The organism is Staphylococcus devriesei, from assembly GCF_002902625.1.
Classification (GTDB): Bacteria; Bacillota; Bacilli; order Staphylococcales; family Staphylococcaceae; genus Staphylococcus; species Staphylococcus devriesei.
In genome coordinates, this window is the sequence record NZ_PPRG01000003.1 from 55,407 (window position 1) to 74,144 (window position 18,738).

18 protein-coding genes are annotated in these 18,738 nt (G+C 34.7%); 11 read left to right on the forward strand and 7 right to left on the reverse strand.

What is annotated here, in order from left to right; genetic code table 11:
- Window positions 1–103 precede the first annotated feature (103 nt).
- The 6 genes from pcp to CD147_RS00800 all read left to right on the forward strand — a co-directional run bounded on the left by pcp (window position 104) and on the right by CD147_RS00800 (window position 5,602).
- Window positions 104–742, forward strand: a complete 639-nt coding sequence (gene pcp / locus CD147_RS00775; RefSeq protein WP_103165555.1) for a pyroglutamyl-peptidase I — start codon at window positions 104–106, stop codon at window positions 740–742.
- A 223-nt stretch (window positions 743–965) separates the two neighbouring features.
- Window positions 966–2,531, forward strand: a complete 1,566-nt coding sequence (locus CD147_RS00780) for an ABC transporter substrate-binding protein (protein ID WP_103165556.1) — start codon at window positions 966–968, stop codon at window positions 2,529–2,531.
- Window positions 2,524–3,483, forward strand: coding sequence for an ABC transporter permease (locus CD147_RS00785; RefSeq protein WP_103165557.1), 960 nt, complete (start codon window positions 2,524–2,526; stop codon window positions 3,481–3,483). The genes CD147_RS00780 and CD147_RS00785 overlap by 8 nt, the downstream gene beginning before the upstream one ends.
- A complete protein-coding gene (locus CD147_RS00790) occupies window positions 3,473–4,240 on the forward strand; it encodes an ABC transporter permease (protein ID WP_103165558.1) in 768 nt (255 codons plus the stop codon). The genes CD147_RS00785 and CD147_RS00790 overlap by 11 nt, the downstream gene beginning before the upstream one ends.
- On the forward strand, window positions 4,207–4,980 hold the full coding sequence (locus CD147_RS00795) for an ATP-binding cassette domain-containing protein (protein ID WP_103165559.1): 774 nt from the start codon (window positions 4,207–4,209) through the stop codon (window positions 4,978–4,980). The genes CD147_RS00790 and CD147_RS00795 overlap by 34 nt, the downstream gene beginning before the upstream one ends.
- Window positions 4,967–5,602: an ABC transporter ATP-binding protein gene (locus CD147_RS00800; protein WP_103165560.1), complete on the forward strand. Its 636-nt coding sequence runs from the start codon at window positions 4,967–4,969 to the stop codon at window positions 5,600–5,602. Before CD147_RS00795 ends, CD147_RS00800 begins: the two co-directional genes overlap by 14 nt.
- A 242-nt stretch (window positions 5,603–5,844) precedes the next feature.
- On the opposite strand, the gene CD147_RS00805 is transcribed toward CD147_RS00800, so the two are convergent.
- A complete protein-coding gene (locus CD147_RS00805) occupies window positions 5,845–6,510 on the reverse strand; it encodes a CPBP family intramembrane glutamic endopeptidase (protein ID WP_103165561.1) in 666 nt (221 codons plus the stop codon).
- Window positions 6,511–6,676: 166 nt separating this feature from the next.
- Between CD147_RS00805 and CD147_RS00810 the strand changes: the two genes are divergently transcribed.
- Window positions 6,677–7,495 carry a CPBP family intramembrane glutamic endopeptidase gene (locus CD147_RS00810; protein ID WP_103165562.1) on the forward strand — a complete coding sequence of 273 codons (819 nt, stop codon included), beginning with the start codon at window positions 6,677–6,679 and terminating at the stop codon, window positions 7,493–7,495.
- A gap of 194 nt (window positions 7,496–7,689) precedes the next feature.
- On the opposite strand, the gene CD147_RS00815 is transcribed toward CD147_RS00810, so the two are convergent.
- From CD147_RS00815 to CD147_RS00825, 3 genes are all read right to left on the reverse strand, one after another.
- Window positions 7,690–8,526, reverse strand: a complete 837-nt coding sequence (locus CD147_RS00815; protein WP_103165563.1) for a CPBP family intramembrane glutamic endopeptidase — start codon at window positions 8,524–8,526, stop codon at window positions 7,690–7,692.
- A gap of 159 nt (window positions 8,527–8,685) precedes the next feature.
- A complete protein-coding gene (locus CD147_RS00820; protein ID WP_103165564.1) occupies window positions 8,686–10,218 on the reverse strand; it encodes a sodium:solute symporter family protein in 1,533 nt (510 codons plus the stop codon).
- Window positions 10,219–10,267: 49 nt separating this feature from the next.
- Window positions 10,268–11,149 (reverse strand): N-acetylneuraminate lyase, encoded by an 882-nt coding sequence (locus tag CD147_RS00825; RefSeq protein WP_103165565.1) that lies wholly within the window; start codon window positions 11,147–11,149, stop codon window positions 10,268–10,270.
- A gap of 242 nt (window positions 11,150–11,391) precedes the next feature.
- On the opposite strand from CD147_RS00825, the gene CD147_RS00830 reads away from it, so the two are divergent.
- On the forward strand, window positions 11,392–12,255 hold the full coding sequence (locus CD147_RS00830) for an ROK family protein (RefSeq protein ID WP_103165566.1): 864 nt from the start codon (window positions 11,392–11,394) through the stop codon (window positions 12,253–12,255).
- 89 nt (window positions 12,256–12,344) lie between these two features.
- On the opposite strand, the gene CD147_RS00835 is transcribed toward CD147_RS00830, so the two are convergent.
- Complete coding sequence (locus CD147_RS00835; RefSeq protein ID WP_103165567.1) at window positions 12,345–13,151, reverse strand: MurR/RpiR family transcriptional regulator; 807 nt, start codon at window positions 13,149–13,151, stop codon at window positions 12,345–12,347.
- A 207-nt stretch (window positions 13,152–13,358) separates the two neighbouring features.
- Here CD147_RS00835 and CD147_RS00840 point away from each other — a divergent pair, with 207 nt between their 5' ends.
- Both CD147_RS00840 and nagB read left to right on the forward strand, forming a co-directional pair.
- Window positions 13,359–14,045 (forward strand): N-acetylmannosamine-6-phosphate 2-epimerase, encoded by a 687-nt coding sequence (locus tag CD147_RS00840; RefSeq protein WP_103165568.1) that lies wholly within the window; start codon window positions 13,359–13,361, stop codon window positions 14,043–14,045.
- Between the two features lie 27 nt (window positions 14,046–14,072).
- A complete protein-coding gene (gene nagB / locus CD147_RS00845; RefSeq protein ID WP_103165569.1) occupies window positions 14,073–14,801 on the forward strand; it encodes a glucosamine-6-phosphate deaminase in 729 nt (242 codons plus the stop codon).
- A gap of 51 nt (window positions 14,802–14,852) precedes the next feature.
- Here the strand turns inward: nagB and CD147_RS00850 are convergent, their stop codons facing one another.
- Both CD147_RS00850 and nagA read right to left on the reverse strand, forming a co-directional pair.
- Complete coding sequence (locus CD147_RS00850) at window positions 14,853–15,095, reverse strand: hypothetical protein (RefSeq protein ID WP_103165570.1); 243 nt, start codon at window positions 15,093–15,095, stop codon at window positions 14,853–14,855.
- Between the two features lie 200 nt (window positions 15,096–15,295).
- Window positions 15,296–16,450 carry an N-acetylglucosamine-6-phosphate deacetylase gene (nagA, locus tag CD147_RS00855; RefSeq protein WP_103165571.1) on the reverse strand — a complete coding sequence of 385 codons (1,155 nt, stop codon included), beginning with the start codon at window positions 16,448–16,450 and terminating at the stop codon, window positions 15,296–15,298.
- Window positions 16,451–17,234: 784 nt separating this feature from the next.
- On the opposite strand from nagA, the gene CD147_RS00865 reads away from it, so the two are divergent.
- A complete protein-coding gene (locus CD147_RS00865; RefSeq protein ID WP_103165572.1) occupies window positions 17,235–18,653 on the forward strand; it encodes an anion permease in 1,419 nt (472 codons plus the stop codon).
- Window positions 18,654–18,738: the final 85 nt, after the last annotated feature.

Genomic DNA, 18,738 nt, shown 5'->3' on the forward strand with positions numbered 1-18,738 from the left:
GTCAGAGTTTTATAATCATGATATAAATGATATAAGATGAAAAATTACTAACATATAATTATCTATTTAAGCTAAACATATAATAGTAAGGAGGATGTAATTTATGAAGATATTAGTTACGGCGTTTGAACCATTTGGTGGGGAATCTATTAATCCGGCGTTAGAGGCAGTGAAACGATTAGAAGATTCAATCGGTGAACATGAGATTACGAAGTTAGAGATTCCTACAGTATTTCACGATTCAATAGAAACAATTAATACCACATTAGCTCAAGGAAACTATGATGCTGTGTTAGCGGTTGGACAAGCTGGTGGTCGAAGTGCATTAACACCTGAACGTGTAGGCATTAATATCGATGACGCACGTATTCCTGACAATAAGGGGCAACAGCCAATTGACACCCCTATTCAACCAAATGGTGCGCCTGCCTACTTTTCAAATATGCCTGTTAAAAAGATGACTGAAGCTATTAAACAAGTTGGCTTCCCTGCAAGTCTATCTAATACAGCCGGCACCTTTGTATGTAACCACATCCTCTATCAATTAGGTTATTTAGCCGAACATTCCTACCCTAACTTACTATTTGGCTTTATTCATGTACCTTTTATTCCAGAACAAGTGACTACTAAACCAGAGACACCTTCTATGTCTATTGAAACGATGACTAAAGGACTTACTGCTGCTATCAAAGCTATTTCATATGAAAAAGATATTAAAGTAGCACTAGGCCAAACACACTAAAAGTAGATTTTAACTTCTACTAAAAATATGTACAACGGTTAAGGATAGATTATATTAAATGATATATTGTCGCCCTTAAAGTGAAAAAAATCTATCTCGCTAAATTTTAATAATACCTAAAAAAGGTGTATTATATAATAATGCCTATTGATATATTTATATATTTTGAATACAAATTTAATTCTAAATATATACATTAACACAATTGAAAGAAGGTAAAATATTGAATAAGCGCATGTTATCTACCCTTACCATGTGCGCTACGCTGATTTTAAGCGGTTGTGCTCCACATCACCATGATAATGATAAAGAAGTTAAGGTGTCATTACCTCGTGAATTTAATCCTAAGCAGCTTGATGCTCAAGGCTTCGATGCCCCTATGCCAGTGTATAGCGCAGTATATCAATCTCTTGTAAAGTATGGTAAGAATGGCAAGATTGAGCCTGGTCTCGCAACATCATGGGATGCTTCAAATGATGGTAAAGATTACATATTCCATCTTAAGCACGATGTGAAATTTAATGATGGATCTCAATTTGACGCGTCGGCGGTCAAATTTTCAATAGAAAGAGCGAAGGCTACAGATACGACAGACCCTATGGAAACGTTAGACAAGTTACAATCTGTGACAGTGAAGGACAAATATACAATCGAGATTAAATTGAAAGAACCCTCCAACCAAGTCTTACCAGAATTAACACAAATCAGACCGCTTCGAATCATGAGCCCCCATGCGGTTAAAGATGAAAAAACAACAGGCAAGTTCGAGAAAGCAATTGGTACAGGACCATTTAAAGTCGCTGAGTCAACAAATGAAACTGTAACATTTAAACCGAATAAATATTATCGAAACGGCCACCCTTTGGACTACAATTTAACCTTCCAGTCAATTGAAGATAGTGATTCACGTCATCTCGCTATAGAAAGTAACTCGATTGATATTACAGGTGGCGCGTTAGGTCAAATGACGCCACAACAGGTTAAAGAATCTCAACGTAGCGAGAATTTAAAAGTACATAAGTATCCAAGTACTGAAACACAATTTATGGGCTTTAATCCTCAACACAAAGTACTACAAGATAAAAAAATGCGTGAAGCTATTAGCAAGGCAATTGATACAAATGAACTTTCTTCAAATAAGAAGTTGAAGGGTTTATTCCAAAGCGGTGTACAATATGTTAATTCTGACAATCAACACAATCATCGATACGCGCCTAAGGAATCAGAGAAATTGATTAAAGAATTAGGTTACAAGAAGAATTCGAATGGCTATTTTGAAAAGGATGGCAAGGTGCTTTCCTTAAAATTGGCACTTCAAACAGATGAGTTCCCAGAATGGAAAACGAAAGCCGTAATTATGCAACAAGCATTGAAAAATATAGGTATTAAGTTAGATATTAACGTGTTAGACGCCCAAACGTACTATGAAACTTTAACGGTACGTAAGGACTTTGATCTTATTTACTATCGTACTTATACCAACGCTTTAATGCCGTATAATTTCCTCAATGCGCGCTTCAAACAGGCTGATCAACAACCCGGCGCTTTTGCGGATGACGCGAAATTAACCAGCATGATTAAAGAATTCTCATCTATTATAAATATGAATCAGCGTCAACAAGCGTTCGATAGACTATCCAATTATATCGATAGTCAATACTTAGTCGTCCCTATTTCTTATCCCGACGAAACGTTTGTGACAAGTCCGAAGATTAAGCATTTCCAATTTTCAGGACAGACGGACGCACCGATAAACTTCGATAAATTGAAGGTGTCAAATCATGATTAGTATCGTAAAACATTTCATTAAGTTAATTATTTATTTAGTTGTCATTTCATTTATTCTATTTGTACTATTGGAAAATACTACCGGCAACCCGGCCATTCAGTACTTACAAGAACATGGCGTCGCACAAATTACGCCTGAACGCATTAAAATGGCACAAGATAAGTTAGGCCTAAGTCAAGCTATGCCTATTCGTTACGTCCAGTGGCTAGGCCATGCTTTGACTGGGGATTTGGGAACAAGTTTTAGTAATGGTGAACCTGTGACTGACCGCATTACTCAGGCTATTGTTCCAACACTTAAACTTATTATAGGTTCAGCCATTATCTTGTTCCCTCTAGGTTATATTATTGGTTATCTTTGCGGGAACCATCCGCGTAAAAAGTGGGCAATCATTACTACGCGCGTATCTCAAATCATTACATCATTGCCTGAGTATTGGTTAGCGATTATCTTTATTTACTACTTTGGTGTTAAATGGCATCTCTTTCCGTTTGTAGGTAGTAATAGTTGGCAGTACTTCGTTCTTCCTATCACTATTTTAGTGTTAGTTGAAGGCAGTCATATGGTGTTATTGAGCAGTCATCTTTTTGAACAGACACTTCATAGCCAACCATATCAATTAGCTCAATTGCGCCATTTCAAGTTAAAGGATCGGATTTACGTTCAACTAAAAGAAATATTAGCGCCATTATTAACAATTACCATTAATAATTTTATCCATTTATTTAGCCGTATCATTATTCTCGAAGTCATCTTCAGTATTTCTGGTTTAGGAAAATTATTAATTAATGGTATCAATTTACGTGATTATCCACTAATCCAAGGGATACTAATGATGATTATTTTAATGATTATGATATTAAATTTCTTCGGCGACTTATTACTTGAAAAAAGTGACCCTCGTCTAAGAATGTCTAAAAAGTCAGGAGGCCGTGTGACATATGAAGATTAAACATTGGATATGGCCGATCATTATAATTATTTTAGCGCTACTCGCCTATTTGTTATACGATAAAGCGAACACTATTCATCAATCCGAAGCGCTACTACCACCTAGTCTGACTCACTTACTAGGTACCGATCACTTAGGACGTGACTTTTTAACACGACTATTTGTAGGCAGCATTGTCACACTTGGTTTAACTACTTTAATTTTAGTTGGCACCGTGTTATTAGGTCTTATGTTAGGGTTAGTATCAGCGCTTGTCGGTAAATGGCTTGATTCTGTGTTGATGGCTTTAGCTGATATGTTAATCGCTTTACCTGCAATTATTATTGCCCTTGTGATATTAGGATTTATGAATAATTCTGTGCTCGGTTTATGTTTCGCTTTGATTATTGGATGGCTCGGTCGCTATTTACGTTACTTTAGAAACTTGGCACGCGATGCTAAAACGCAACCTTTCGTGAAATACGCATCATTAAGTGGCTTTTCAAAATTACAAACAACGATTTATCATATCGTTCCACACCTATTAAGCAACGTGATGGCGCTGATTACTGCAGATTTCGGTAAACTCATGCTTAGTATTTCCGGCCTAGCCTTCATCGGATTAGGCGTTAAGCCACCGTTACCTGAATTAGGTGCCATTTTATTTGATGGCAAAAGTTATTTCTATTCTGCACCATGGTTATTCTTCTTCCCAGGTGTCCTGTTAGGAGGTTTCGCACTCATATGTCAACTACTCAACCGTCGCTACATTCGTTAACGCCATTACTTCATTTTGAAAATGTCTCAGTCTACGACGGCGAAGCAACATTATTAAATAACGTGAATTTAGAAGTGTTAGAAGGAAGCTTTCATTGCTTAGTAGGCGAAAGTGGAAGCGGTAAATCATTATTAACACGTACTGCACTTGGCATGCGTCAACCTCAATTGCGCTACGAAGGTCAAGTTGAAATAGATATAGATAATACCGATGCCATGTTTCAAGATACTAATAGCAATTTCTTTCAAAATGTTAAAATCCATAAGCACTTTGACGCGCTATTTGATTCATTAAATTCAACATCATCACGTAAAGAACAACATGAATTCGTAAAACGACAATTTACACACCTCGGTTTAGAACATCCACAAGAATTACTACATTATTTTCCTTTTCAATTGAGTGGAGGTATGGCGCAAAGGATTGCTTTAGTAATGTCTATCGTCCGTGAAGCGAAATTTCTTATAGCTGACGAACCTACTAGCGCATTAGACTATGAGAACCGAAATGGTTTAATGTGGCTCTTAAACCATGTTGTGCGTGAACATAACATGACCATTCTGTTTATTACGCATGACTTAAGTTTAGCGATGGATTACGTTACACATATTAGCGTAATGCAGAATGGACAAATTATTGAAAGTGGAGAAGCTAAAGAGATTTTAGAGTCTCCTCAACATCCCTTTACACAACAATTGATTGAACTGGCGAATAGGAGAAATCGTTATGTTGCAGATTAAACAGTTGAATAAGGCATTTTCAGAAAAAGAGATTTTTAAAAACTTTAATTTAGAAATAAATAAGCATGAAAATTTAATTATTAGTGGTGTAAGTGGGAGCGGGAAGTCTACCCTAGCTCAAATCATGGCAGGGTTAGATGATAATTACCAAGGAATTGTGAGCTACAACGACTTAACACTTGGTAAGGTATCGCGTCATGAGTGGATGAAACGTATTCAATATGTCCCTCAATACAATGCGATGACATTAGATCCTCGAAAAACGGTGAAATGGACATTACAACAACCCTTGAAGAACTTTAATATTTCTTCTAATGAGCATGAGACTAGATTAAATGATGTGCTATCTCAATGTAAATTAGATAGAGAATTGTTGAATAAAAAAGTAGGCACGTTAAGTGGTGGTCAATTTCAACGGTTATGGATTGCTAAAGCATTGCTAGTTAATCCAGATATTCTCATTTTGGATGAAGCCACAACGAATTTAGATGTGATTAATGAGGAAATGATTATTCAAATGTTAGGAGAATTGAAAGATCTTCAATTAATTATCATTACGCATGATCCTTATTTATTACACAGCCTACCGGGTAAAAAGCTAACTATTGGCCAATCACATTAATTTACACTATAACGAAAGCTCGAAGATGTTCTAGAATACAATCTTCGAGCTTTGTTATTAATACTTCGTATTGTTGGTTCCCTTTCCTGGGGGGACTGGCTAAGCCAAGGTCTTAGCCTAGCCCTGTTCCCCTAGGAGTGTCACCAACAATACTTCGTTAATTGCAATGAAATTTATATTGGAATCTTTAAAATAATAGGAGACTGCCGTTTAAATTACCATGAAATTCAAGAAAGTGATATTTACCACCAAAAGTTAGATAGAAATACCGATAAGATATTACTTAATGCATGAATAACAATAGGAACTTCGAGCCGTTTAGTTTTTAAATATGCGATTACAAGTACTACGCCCGAGAGACCATAAATAAGCCATTCACTTATATTTGTAGGTCCATGTGCCCCTGCAAATAATATAACTGACACAACTCCCCCAATGATAGGTGCTCCTCTAAATACTCCTTTAATTAATAATCCTCGAAACATCACTTCTTCTATAATTGGACCTAAAATACCTATAGTTAATATTTGTAAATAAAACGGTATATGTTCAAAAGATGCATCCAAATCCTTTTGATTTGGCGGTGTTGGCATAAATGACAAATATAAAAAATCAATCGCACTAACGACTACAAACGCAATAAGAATAAAGAGCCATTGTTTTTTAGTAAGCATACTAAAATTAAATAACTTCAACTTAAAAGCGTATAATAATAAGAAAGCGATGATTACAGCTAAAATAGCTATCCAGTAATACTGAGGTTTTTCAGCTAAAAATAGAATAAAAGTTTCGGCGATAAACATTACAATAATCATAAATATAGATTGAAGTAATAACTTCCAATAGGATTTATGTGAAATTTGAAATTCTTGTTGATGATTTTGTATTTTGGAAATCTTTTCCAACATAATATTCCTCCTTTGTGATATTGCGTAATAAATAGATTTCTTAAAAATTTAAATAACTCATAACTTAACCCTTAACTAATATTGTAGAGTGTGTAAAATATATGTTACATTTAAAGAGAAGTATTCGTTTTCAAGTTTTACAATATTAAATAAAGGTGGGTTTAGCATGAAAGAACGTGAAAATATGAATACACACTCCGCTACACCAGTTTCTCCTAATGAACACCAAACTAAGGAAGATGACTTACATAATGAAGAGAGCTATCCTAAAGGAAATAAGTTTGTTAGAGCCCTTATCTTTATTGGTTGGTTACTCCTCGCACAAATACCTTTAGTTACAATTCTTTTTATTTACAGCTTTTCTCTCTACATGGACCTATTAACCGGTACTATTATCACTCTTATCTTTTTATTGTTAACAACAGTTATCACATGGTTTGTAAGAAGCTATTACAAACGTCATACATATGAACACCCTTCAAAATTTAAAGGTAAAGATATTATAACTAATATCGGTTGGGCCTTTTTACTCCGTTTAATCGTTATTGGAATGAGTTATTTAATGTTATTTGCGACTGGGTCTATGCAAACGCAAAATGATAAATTCTTACTCGGCGACATGAACGCGAATAAACCTACGCCTGACCAATTAGGCCAAATTTTTCCATTTATTGTTTTCGTGATTGTTATAATTTTCGTTGCACCCTATTTAGAAGAACTTATTTATCGTGGCATCTTTAAAGAAACTTTATTTAAACGTTCACGTTTCTGGTTACCATTTATTTTGTCTTCATTAATCTTTGCCTCTCAACATGGTCTATCCAACTGGGTTGCAATTGTTATGTACACGCTCATGGGTATGATTTTCTACCTTGCTTATCATCGTCGTGGTAATGTGCGAGATAATATGATGGTTCACATGATTCATAACGGTGTAACAGGTGTCATTATGCTAGTGAGTTATTTTGTTTTATTATTTGGTTAATAGGATAGCTAAAATAAACGCACCTCCTATGAATAACTTAACAAACTTTTGTTTAATCCAACCTTAAAGGTTTCTTAAAAAACTAGTGCAATATAAAAGTGGTATTTCTATCTAATTTCAAATAGAAATAGCCACTTTTATTTAAGGTATTATTTATCTTTTTAAGAGCTTGCACTTTGAGTATATCGAACTTTCTAGCTATTTAAAAATCGCTTTGTAGTTGTAACTTTAGGTTGTTTGAGTAAAATAAATATCACAATTAAATATCCTATAATTGATATCAATGAGACTTCATAGCCGAATTGCCCACCTGTAATAGCCATATTATGGTTACGAACCACATATTCCCAAATATTGTAGTTACTTTGCTTTTCAGTAATATGTAAAACCTGGAAAATATTCCAAAAGAAATGCAACGTAATACTCGCCCATATTGTATTCGCTTTGTACGTTGCTAAACCAAACATTATTCCCACTAATGAGCCGCTAATAAGCAACAATAAAAAGCTACTTACATTTAAGGCGCCGTTAAATAAGTGAAGTACTGCAAAGAATATTGCCGTAGATAAGATAGCTACTTTAATATTTGTCTTCTTCTCGATATACCCCATCAAAAGTCCTCTACATACGAGTTCTTCCACAAATGCACCAGCCATGGCTTGTACGAAAATCGGCCAAAAAAGTGTATGCAAGGTGTGATGTATAGAATTAAAATGATGCACTTTAAAGTCACCAGGTACAAAAATTAAATAAATAGCATACACAAAGATAGATAATCCTATGCCTAATAAGATGAATTTCATTTGAATTCTTGGTGGTGTAATACGATAAGCGATTAATTTATCTTTCAATATTTTTTTAATAAAAAAACGAACAGTCACGAAAGCTAAAGCGATATAAACGACCGCCATTAATATGACGCCTATCCCTAGAAATGGAATAAGGGCATCACATAGCGAAGCAACACCGTTGGCTAGTCCCATAATAACAATGGCTAACAAAAACATACCTATAATTTTCAAAAGTTTCATAATTATTCTCCTAAGTGAATTGAACTCGTATCCATTTTTATCTTAGCACACTTCTTTACACAAAAATGAAGAGGTTAGGAAACCTATTCGTTCCCAATCCCTTCTATGATAAAAGTAAAATATTATGACTATAAGAAGTATATAAATCTAACTTCTCACTTAATTTCTATTTCCAACTTTTGAAATATATGTTGATGCTTTATTTTTATCGTAAATTGTAAGACCAGTAATATCTTTTGATTTATTCGTTGGTACAACTAAACTTACTAAGTAACCGAAGATAAAGGCAACGGCGAATGAAATAATTGAAACGTAGAATGGAGAGTTACCGCCACCAACACCATTTAATAGATAAGCAATAATGACACCAGCAATTAAACCTACTAACACGCCAAATGTATTGGCACGTTTTGTAAAGATACCAACCGCAAAGATACCCGCTAATGGTACACCAAATAATCCTGTGATAAGTAAGAAGAGATCCCAGAGATTATTAGAATCTGCAGCAATTAAGTAGATTGAAATACCATAACTTAATAGTCCAGCAACTACGATAACTAATCTAGCAAAGTTAACTTCAGATTTGTCTGTTCCTCTTCCAAAGAAACGGTTTTTAATATCTTCTGAAATACATGCTGAAATTGAGTTCAAGCTAGATGAAATAGTAGATTGCGCAGCTGCGAAGATAGCTGCGATAAGTAAACCACCTACAAATGGAGGCATTTGAGTTAAAATGAAATACGGTACTACAGATGATGTATTGAATCCTTTAGGTAATGCTTGTTCATGTTGATAGAATGAATACATCATTGTTCCCATTCCATAGAAGATTGGCGCAGAAACTAAGGCTAATATTCCGTTTGTCCATAGTGATTTCTTAGTTTCAGTTAATGAGTCAGACGCTTGATAACGTTGAACGACGTCCTGACTAGCTGTATATTGGTGCAAGTTGTTAAAGATATTTCCTAGGAAAATAATTGGAAGAGCTGCAGCAGCTGAATTTAACTTCCAATTATCAGCGCTAATAATTTTCTTATTTGCGATGGCATCACTAATGATTGTGCCAAAGCCACCTTTAATTTCAAAAGCACCAATAATAATAATTAATAGTGCGCCTCCAAGTAAGATTACACCTTGGATAAAGTCACTCCATACCACGCCTTCAAAGCCGCCTAAGAAAGTATAAAGAATACATAAAATACCGACTAAACTTGCGACGATATATGGGTTAATATCTGACACAGCTGTAATCGCTAATGTTGGTAAATAAATAACAATCGCGATACGCCCTAAGTGGAAAACAATAAACAATAACGAACCAATGACACGAATACTTGGTCCAAATCTAGCTTCCAAATATTCATACGCTGAAGTAACACGTAATTTTTTAAAGAATGGTACATAAAATGCAATTAAGATCGGAATAATTGCCACAATCGCAATGTTTCCAGCGATGTATGCCCAGTCTGTTAAAAATGCTTTTTCCGGGGTAGACATAAATGTGATAGCACTTAACGTAGTGGCATAAATCGAGAATCCTATTGCCCATGAAGGTAGACGTCCACTCGCAGTGAAGAAACTATCCGTATCTTTCCCCGCTCGTTTCGTAAAGTAAGCGCCAATGATTAACATAATTACGAGATATCCAATAACGGCAATCCAGTTCCAAGTCCCAAAACCTACTTGTTGCATAACTAACACCTCTTGTTTCACATATTCTGTTGTTTGATTTTTTTAATATTTATAAGTCGTATTTTTTAATTAAGTTGTTTAACGTTTCACGATTAGCTTCATTAAATGGTGTAAATGGACGTTTAGGTAAACCACCATCAATACCACGTGTTTTTAATATTTCTTTCAATGTTGAATAAATGCCCATGCCAAGTACAGTTTCAATAATGTCATTTGTATCATGTTGAATTCGATAAGCTTCATCGATTTTACCTTCACGCGCTAAATCAAAAATTTGGCGTGCGCGACGTCCGTTTACGTTATACGTTGATCCAATCGCACCATCTACTCCAGAAATTGCTGCTTGTACTAACATTTCATCAAATCCAGATAAAATTAATTTGTCTGGGTATGCTTTTCTAATACGTTCTAATAAGAAGAAGTTAGGCGCTGTATACTTCACACCTACTACCTTTTCATGATTGAAAAGCTCACCGAATTGTTCGATACTAATATTCACACCTGTTAAATCAGGAATCGCATAAATAATCATATTGTTTTGAGTTGTTTCAATAATGTCGAAATAATATTGTTTTATTTCTTCAAATGAGAATGGATAATAGAAAGGTGTTACCGCAGATAATGCGTCATAGCCTAATTCCGTTGCGTATTTCCCGAGTTCTATTGCTTCGTTTAAATCTAAAGAACCAATTTGAGCAATTAAATTAACTTGGTCACCAACAGTTTCTTTAACTACTCTGAAGATTTGTTTTTTCTGCTCTTTACTAATTAAAAAGTTTTCACCAGAGCTACCATTTACATATAGACCATCAAGTTTTTCTGTTTCAATCGCATTCTTGGCAATTTGTTTTAAACCTTCTTCTTTCACTTGACCTTGTTCATCAAATGGTACTAATAATGCAGCATATAAGCCTTTTAATTTATCTTCCACGTTGTATTCCTCCGTTTTTTTATTTTATGAAAAATCATTTTTATAGATTTTGAGATAAATTGAACAACAACAATTTCTATTTACATTTCTAATTGTAAACGCTATCATTTCTCTAAACAACTACTTTTGAAAAGTTTTAACAAAATATAATAAATTTAACGAAAATAATTTTCAAAATTAGATATTCAGTACATCTAACTGTTTGGAGTACTTATAATAGATGTGAAATAGGAGGATTCAGTATGTACAAAATTGCAGTAGATATTGGTGGAACAAATATTAAAATCGCAGTAATTGATGATAACTTAGAAATTGTGGACTACCAGAAAATTTCAACGCCAGATAATATAAATGTATTAATTGTGGATGAAACACATACACTTATTGAAACTTTGATTCATAAATATCATTTAGATAACCCACATATTGGTATATCAAGTGCAGGAGTGGTGAATTCAGAATTAGGCAAAATTATCTATACAGGCCCAACTATCCCAAATTTTGATGGAACTAATTTCTTTGAATCCTTTAGTGACTTGTCCACAGACATTACTTTATATAACGATGTAGATGCCGCTTTATTAGGAGAGCTTACTTTTCACGAGTATGAAGAAGATAATATTTTCTGTTTAACATTAGGGACAGGTATTGGAGGAGCATTCTATAGTAAGGTGGGAGGCATTTACCGCGGTGCACGTTATCGAGCGAATGAAATAGGTTATTTACTTTATCGAAAATTGGATGAGACAACGTTTGAACAACGTGCCTCAACATCGGCATTAAAAGACCTAATGTTACGCCGAAATTTCGAATATAATACGGATGTACCAAAACTATTTGAATTAGCAGAAGCTGGTAATCAGGAAGCTTTAGATATCTTACATGTGTGGGGTGACTTTGTAGCAGAAGGCTTAGCACAAATACAAATCATCTATGATCCAGGACTTATTCTAATCGGCGGTGGTATTTCATCACAAGGTAGCACACTATTAAAATATATTGAACCAAAGATGCACAACTACCTTCCATCTGATTATGGTATTGCACGACTTCAAACTACTAAACTAGAAAATAATGCCGCTTTATTCGGTGCTATTCAAAAATAAATAAGTTGGGACACGGTTGATAAAGATTCGAGCACCCCATTACTCGGTTGCTCATTCCATAACTCATCCATGTCCCAACTTTTATATATCTATTCTTTTTCATCATTAAGAATAAGTTCACGTGTACGTTGATAAACTTGATGCATATGTGCATCTCCCAACAATAAATAACTTACAATATCTAATAAGAAATGCGTGGCGATTTGTGAATTGATGAATCTTGAATCATTGTTACTTGATTGAGCGGTTGTTATTAACACTAAATCTGCATTTTTAGTTAGAGCACTGCCCTCAAAGTTTGTAATTACCACTACATAAGCTCCCTGTGATCGTGCTATCTTAGCCGCTTCAATTAATTCTATCGTTTCTCCGCTATTTGAAATAGCGACAAACATATCTTGCCCCGATAATAGTGACGCAGAAATTTTCATCAAGTGAGCATCTGTAGATACCGAACCTTTAACACCCATTCGCATCGTCCGATAGTAAAATTCAGTCGCTGTTAAACCTGAACTACCTAATCCTGCAAAATTAACTTGTCGGCATGTTTTCAAATTATGTGCTAATCTTTTAACCTTTTCCTCGGAAATAAATTCTCCAGTTTGCTGAATAACATTTTGGTGATAACGATGGATTAATTGAACAAGTGGCGCATTTTCAACTACCTTTTCCGACTTTTCATGATATAGACTGAATTTCATATCTTGAAAATTATCATAATTCAACTTATCACTAAAACGCGTTATAGTAGCTGGTGACGTACCAATCGCATGGGCTAAGGAACTAATTGTAGAAAAATTATCATCTAATTCGTGGCTCTGGATATATTCAATAATCTTTTTATCCATTTTAGTTAATAAATGACGGCAACGTTGAATGCGGTTTTCAAATTTCATCTTCTCACCTCGGTAATTGATAAACCAACTTTAATATAAATGAAAATTTTTTTCAAATTATATTTTTAAATTGATAAATATTTTCTTGATGTTATGATATGAATGAATAAATTAAACTACAACCATTTCTACCAACGTAGTAACTACTTTTAAATCTAAAGATAATTAGTACTACACGGTAATCAACTATTTACAAATTCAAAGAATATGGAGAGTGTCGATATGTTACCGCAAGGATTAATTGTTTCATGCCAAGCATTGGAAGATGAACCGCTACATTCATCATTTATTATGTCAAAAATGGCATTAGCTGCTTACCAAGGTGGCGCAGTAGGAATACGCGCTAATTCAAAGGAAGATATTTTAGCTATTCGTAAAGAGGTTTCTCTACCAGTAATTGGTATCGTCAAACGTAATTATGCCGATTCTAATGTTTTTATTACTGCTACATCTAAAGAAGTGGACGAACTTATTGAAAGTGGTTGTGAAGTAATTGCTCTAGATGCTACGACACAAGCACGCCCTAAAGAATCATTAGAAGATTTAGTGAAATACATTCGCGAAAAAGCGCCTAACGTTGAAATTATGGCTGATATTTCTACCGTTGAAGAAGCCATTCAAGCAGATAATTTAAACTTTGATTACATTGGCACAACATTACGTGGGTATACTTCATATACGAAAGGTCATATTCTTTATGAAAATGACTTTGAATTTTTAAAAGAAATAATACAAAAAGTGAATGCGAAAGTGATTGCAGAAGGGAATGTCATCACCCCTGAAATGTATAAACAAGTCACTAATCTTGGCGTACATTGCACAGTAGTAGGAGGTGCTATTACGCGTCCTAAGCAAATTACTGAACGTTTTATACAAGCTGTTCAACCTGAATAATGCACGTATGATGGAGGCGTTAATATTATGAGAGTTACTAACTTGAAGGATAAAAAGATCGCAAGTGATTATGTCGCTATCGAATGTTTAAAATTAATTCAAGCACAGCCAAAAACGATTTTAGGCTTAGCTACTGGCAATACTATGACAGATGTATATCCCCGTTTTTCTGAATTATTGAACGCTAATGATGTCGATTTAAGTCACGTCCAAACTTTTAATTTAGATGAATATGTTGGTCTAGAACCTAAGCATTCACAGAGTTATTACACATATATGCATCAACTTCTATTTGATCACAATGATAGTTGGCAAACTTCTAATATCCATATTCCTCAAGGTAATGTTGATGATTTAGAAGATGAAGCACAACGTTATGAGGAAAGCTTAAAACGTATCGGCCAGCCCGACCTTCAATTATTAGGTATTGGGGAAAATGGTCATATCGGTTTTAACGAGCCTGGGACATCTTTCGATAGTGAAACACGCGTGGTTGATCTAACTGAATCTACAATTAAAGCCAATAGCGTTAATTTCGATAATATTGAAGACGTACCAAAACAAGCCGTGTCTATGGGGTTAAACTCAATTATGCGTGCTAAACGTATTATTTTACTAGCATTTGGCGAACGTAAACGTGATGCGATTAAGCGACTATTAAATGAAGAAGTATCAGAAAATCTGCCCGCTTCAATCCTACACAACCACCCAAATGTAGAAGTAATCGTTGACGATACAATTTATAAGAATTTATAAATATACAAATCGAGGCTAAACCATCGCTATAGAAATGGCTTAGCCTCATTTTTATGAATGTTTAAATACTTTTAGAATTTGCGCAATAATTAAACTTACCACTGCAATAATCGCAAACGTGCTTACGAAGATAATATCGTTCTGATTAAAGTTTATACCAATAGAGAAGTCTTTAGTAAATCTACTATTTGCAATTAGATTAATCACTGTCCACGCTAGTAAAGCAATAATTGCTAGCCATGCTAACGATGAGAAAAAATTTTTAGCGCTAGGGAACCTCAAGTCATGTTGCATCTTCTCACACCTCTTTCTCTATATGAAGTCATGTTTATATATTCAATAGTTATATACACCTCTACGTATTATTTCAAACCTATTAGAATAAAAGTGTATACAACTTGTATATGTTCTTATGAAAATAAGTTGATTGAGAAGTTATATCGTAAGACGATATTCTGCTTTCAGAAATGAAAATTCCCACACTACGGGTAGTCTTAATAATTATGAACTGTACCTGCTTTAATCGTAGTATTAACTTTAATCTTATTATCAACAATGACGATATCCGCATCTTTCCCTACTGCTAAACTCCCTTTATGGTCATCGATATTTAAAGCAATAGCTTGGTTTAAACTTGTCACACGCCATAAATTGTCTAACGTGTCATGAGTAAAGTTCATTAAATTATACAAACCATTATTCATTTTTAAAATACTTCCTGCCAAGGCACCGCTTGCTAAACGAGCTTCTTGCCCACGCACGATTACGTTTTGACCACCTAGATCATATTCACCATCTTGCATGCCTTTCGCACGCATAGCATCAGTAATTAAGTACATATGTTCATTGCCTTTTTGTTTATAAGCAATTTGTACAGAAGCTGGATGTGAGTGGATACCGTCACCAATAATTTCTGTGTTCAATCCTTCATTTGTCCAAGCAGCACCGAAGACACCTGGATCACGATGTGTAAATGGTGTCGCAGCATTATATAAATGAGTAATATGCTTTGCGCCACGTTCAACCGCTTCGTTCGCTTCATCAAATGTAGCAACAGTATGACCCATTGAAAAGATAATGTCGTCATGTAACGCATTTAATGTCTCACGCGCACCATCTACTTCAGGCGCAAATGTAATGATTTTAATTTGATTTTGTGCGATTTCTTGGAAATGTTGGATTTTATTTACGGACGGACGTTGCACAAATTCAGGATTTTGTGCGCCAACTTTATGTTCTGAAATAAATGGTCCTTCTAAATGGATGCCTCCAATTTCAGATGCTTCGCCTCTTTGCTGTTGCGCTTGATATGCAACGATGTTTTTTAGCGCTTTTTCAATATTGGCATCCGACTGTGTCATTGTTGTCGCTAAAAATGTAGTCGTGCCTTCTGATAACAATTGTTCAGATAAGTGTTTCAAACCTTCAAATGATGCATCCATGGCATCTTCACCATAGCCTCCATGAATATGAATATCGATAAAGCCCGGTAAGACATTTTGGCCTTTAGCATCAATTTGTTCTAATTCACCAGTATATTGGCCTTCTTGGATTTCACTGATTTTGCCATCTTCTACTACAAGATATCCTTGTTCAATAACGTGTGTTTCTGTATAAATCTTCCCATTAGTAATGACATACTTTGACATGTTTGACCTTCTTTTCTAAATAATTCTTCTAATGTAATCAATTATAGCATTTCACATTCTTGAATTTATCGTAATTCTAGTTTTGGAAAAAGTTTTCATGCTTAATTTTATAAAAAACGGTATTTTGTAAGTTTTCAAAATTATAGTTATACTCGTAACGAACGACATACAGAAGAATTGATTTCAATTATGCGGGCGTTACATTGAGAACATACGAAACATTTCCAAATATCTTATATTAGCGACGATAAAGATTATTCCATTCCTCTAGAACAACGCGCAAAAGAAATCTCAATTAAAAAGGATGACGATAATGAAAAAGAACAAAAGTAACATTCAAAAATACTATGAACTGATGCCTTTATTTGGTTTATTATCGACCCTATTCTTATTCATTTTATATTTCATTATTTTCAAAGTAGATGATAATTGGATGATTGTTAGTCTCTATTGTTTATTACCTTTCATCGTCTTTAGCTGTCGCTCTTTATTATTTCGTATATTTAATAAGTATCGAAAATAATACAACAGCTTCTTATTTTCTATTTCTAAATTGTTAATGATGTAATTTTAAAATATCGTTTAATCTATCTTAAATACTATCGAAGCGGGTCTAAACAATCTTTGGAATTACTCGAGATGTGGGCCCTGCTTTTTTATATTAACTATATTTAAAATAATGAGAAATATTCTCAATTAATTTTCTGCATCCTCTGTACATTGTTCAAAATTAAGTCTATTCTATTGTATGAAATGTTCATTATCTTAGAAAGAAGGTTCGGCTATGGAGAACTCAGTAAAATATAAGAAATTTATACTTCCACTTGTTGTAGGTATTCTTATTGCTTTGCTCGCACCGTTTAGACCTGAAGCATTAAACCTACAAGCTTGGATGATGTTTGCGATTTTTGTTGGTACAATTATAGCTTGTATTACACAACCTATGACAATTGGTGCCGTTTCAATCCTTGGTTTCACATTAACCGTGCTTGTTGGTGTAGTAGATACTAAAACAGCGGTTCAAGGTTTTGGTAATCCTAGTATCTGGCTTATTGCGATGGCCTTCTTTATTTCTAGAGGTTTCGTAAAGACAGGACTTGGTCGTCGTATCGCCTTACAGTTCGTGAAACTTTTCGGGAAAAAGACACTCGGTCTTGCCTACTCATTAGTCGGAGTAGATTTAATCCTAGCGCCTGCTACTCCTAGTAATACTGCACGTGCAGGTGGTATTATGTTTCCAATTATTCAATCATTATCAAAATCTTTCGACTCAGACCCTAAACAAGGCACTGAACGTAAGATGGGAGCATTTTTAATATTTACAGAATTCCAAGGTAACTTAATTACTGCGGCAATGTTCTTAACAGCGATGGCAGGTAACCCCCTCGCTCAAAATTTGGCTGAAAAAACGGCTAACGTTCATCTAACATGGATGAACTGGTTCTTAGCTGCACTCGTTCCTGGTTTAATTTCACTAATTGTGGTGCCATTTATTATTTACAAAATGTATCCACCTACAATTAAAGAAACGCCTGACGCTAAGCGATGGGCTGAGAATGAACTTTCAGAAATGGGCACTATTTCTAAAACTGAAAAGTTCATGATTGGTATTTTTATTATCGCCCTTTTACTCTGGATAGCTGGTAGCTTTATTGGTATTGAAGCTACATTAACTGCCTTTATCGCTTTATCATTATTACTTATTACTGGTGTGTTAAATTGGAAAGATATCCTTAATGAAACAGGTGCTTGGAATACACTAGTGTGGTTCTCAGTACTTGTTATGATGGCAGATCAATTGAATAAATTAGGCTTTATTCCATGGTTAAGTAGTACAATTGCCCATAGTTTAGGTGGCTTAAGTTGGCCAATTGTACTTGTGATTTTAGTTATTTTCTACTTCTATTCACATTACTTATTTGCGAGTTCAACTGCTCACGTAAGTGCCATGTATGCAGCGTTACTTGGGGTAGCTGTTGCTGCTGGTGCACCACCATTATTTAGTGCGTTGATGCTTGGTTTCTTCGGTAACTTAATGGCTTCGACAACTCATTACAGTAGTGGTCCAGCGCCTATTCTGTATGCGGCAGGCTATGTAAGTCAAAAACGTTGGTGGCTAATGAACCTGGTGCTAGGTGTGGTTTATTTCATTATCTGGCTCGGTATCGGTTCATTATGGATGAAAGTCATTGGTTTAATGTAAGTATGCATTCCTAATCATACAGTTATAGTCTTGAAGATGATTTCAATAGAAATTACCTTCAAGACTATTTTTTATCAGTACTACA

Excerpts from the sequence above, each read along its gene's own strand:
- CD147_RS00835 (WP_103165567.1), bottom strand. The coding sequence starts at position 13,151 with ATGAAATTTGAAAACCGCATTCAACGTTGCCGTCATTTATTAACTAAA.
- CD147_RS00815 (WP_103165563.1), bottom strand. The coding sequence starts at position 8,526 with ATGAAACTTTTGAAAATTATAGGTATGTTTTTGTTAGCCATTGTTATT.
- CD147_RS00785 (WP_103165557.1), top strand. The coding sequence starts at position 2,524 with ATGATTAGTATCGTAAAACATTTCATTAAGTTAATTATTTATTTAGTT.
- CD147_RS00810 (WP_103165562.1), top strand. The coding sequence starts at position 6,677 with ATGAAAGAACGTGAAAATATGAATACACACTCCGCTACACCAGTTTCT.
- CD147_RS00795 (WP_103165559.1), top strand. The coding sequence starts at position 4,207 with ATGTCAACTACTCAACCGTCGCTACATTCGTTAACGCCATTACTTCAT.
- pcp (WP_103165555.1), top strand. The coding sequence starts at position 104 with ATGAAGATATTAGTTACGGCGTTTGAACCATTTGGTGGGGAATCTATT.
- CD147_RS00800 (WP_103165560.1), top strand. The coding sequence starts at position 4,967 with ATGTTGCAGATTAAACAGTTGAATAAGGCATTTTCAGAAAAAGAGATT.
- CD147_RS00790 (WP_103165558.1), top strand. The coding sequence starts at position 3,473 with ATGAAGATTAAACATTGGATATGGCCGATCATTATAATTATTTTAGCG.
- CD147_RS00850 (WP_103165570.1), bottom strand. The coding sequence starts at position 15,095 with ATGCAACATGACTTGAGGTTCCCTAGCGCTAAAAATTTTTTCTCATCG.
- nagA (WP_103165571.1), bottom strand. The coding sequence starts at position 16,450 with ATGTCAAAGTATGTCATTACTAATGGGAAGATTTATACAGAAACACAC.
- nagB (WP_103165569.1), top strand. The coding sequence starts at position 14,073 with ATGAGAGTTACTAACTTGAAGGATAAAAAGATCGCAAGTGATTATGTC.
- CD147_RS00820 (WP_103165564.1), bottom strand. The coding sequence starts at position 10,218 with ATGCAACAAGTAGGTTTTGGGACTTGGAACTGGATTGCCGTTATTGGA.
- CD147_RS00805 (WP_103165561.1), bottom strand. The coding sequence starts at position 6,510 with ATGTTGGAAAAGATTTCCAAAATACAAAATCATCAACAAGAATTTCAA.
- CD147_RS00830 (WP_103165566.1), top strand. The coding sequence starts at position 11,392 with ATGTACAAAATTGCAGTAGATATTGGTGGAACAAATATTAAAATCGCA.
- CD147_RS00865 (WP_103165572.1), top strand. The coding sequence starts at position 17,235 with ATGGAGAACTCAGTAAAATATAAGAAATTTATACTTCCACTTGTTGTA.
- CD147_RS00840 (WP_103165568.1), top strand. The coding sequence starts at position 13,359 with ATGGAGAGTGTCGATATGTTACCGCAAGGATTAATTGTTTCATGCCAA.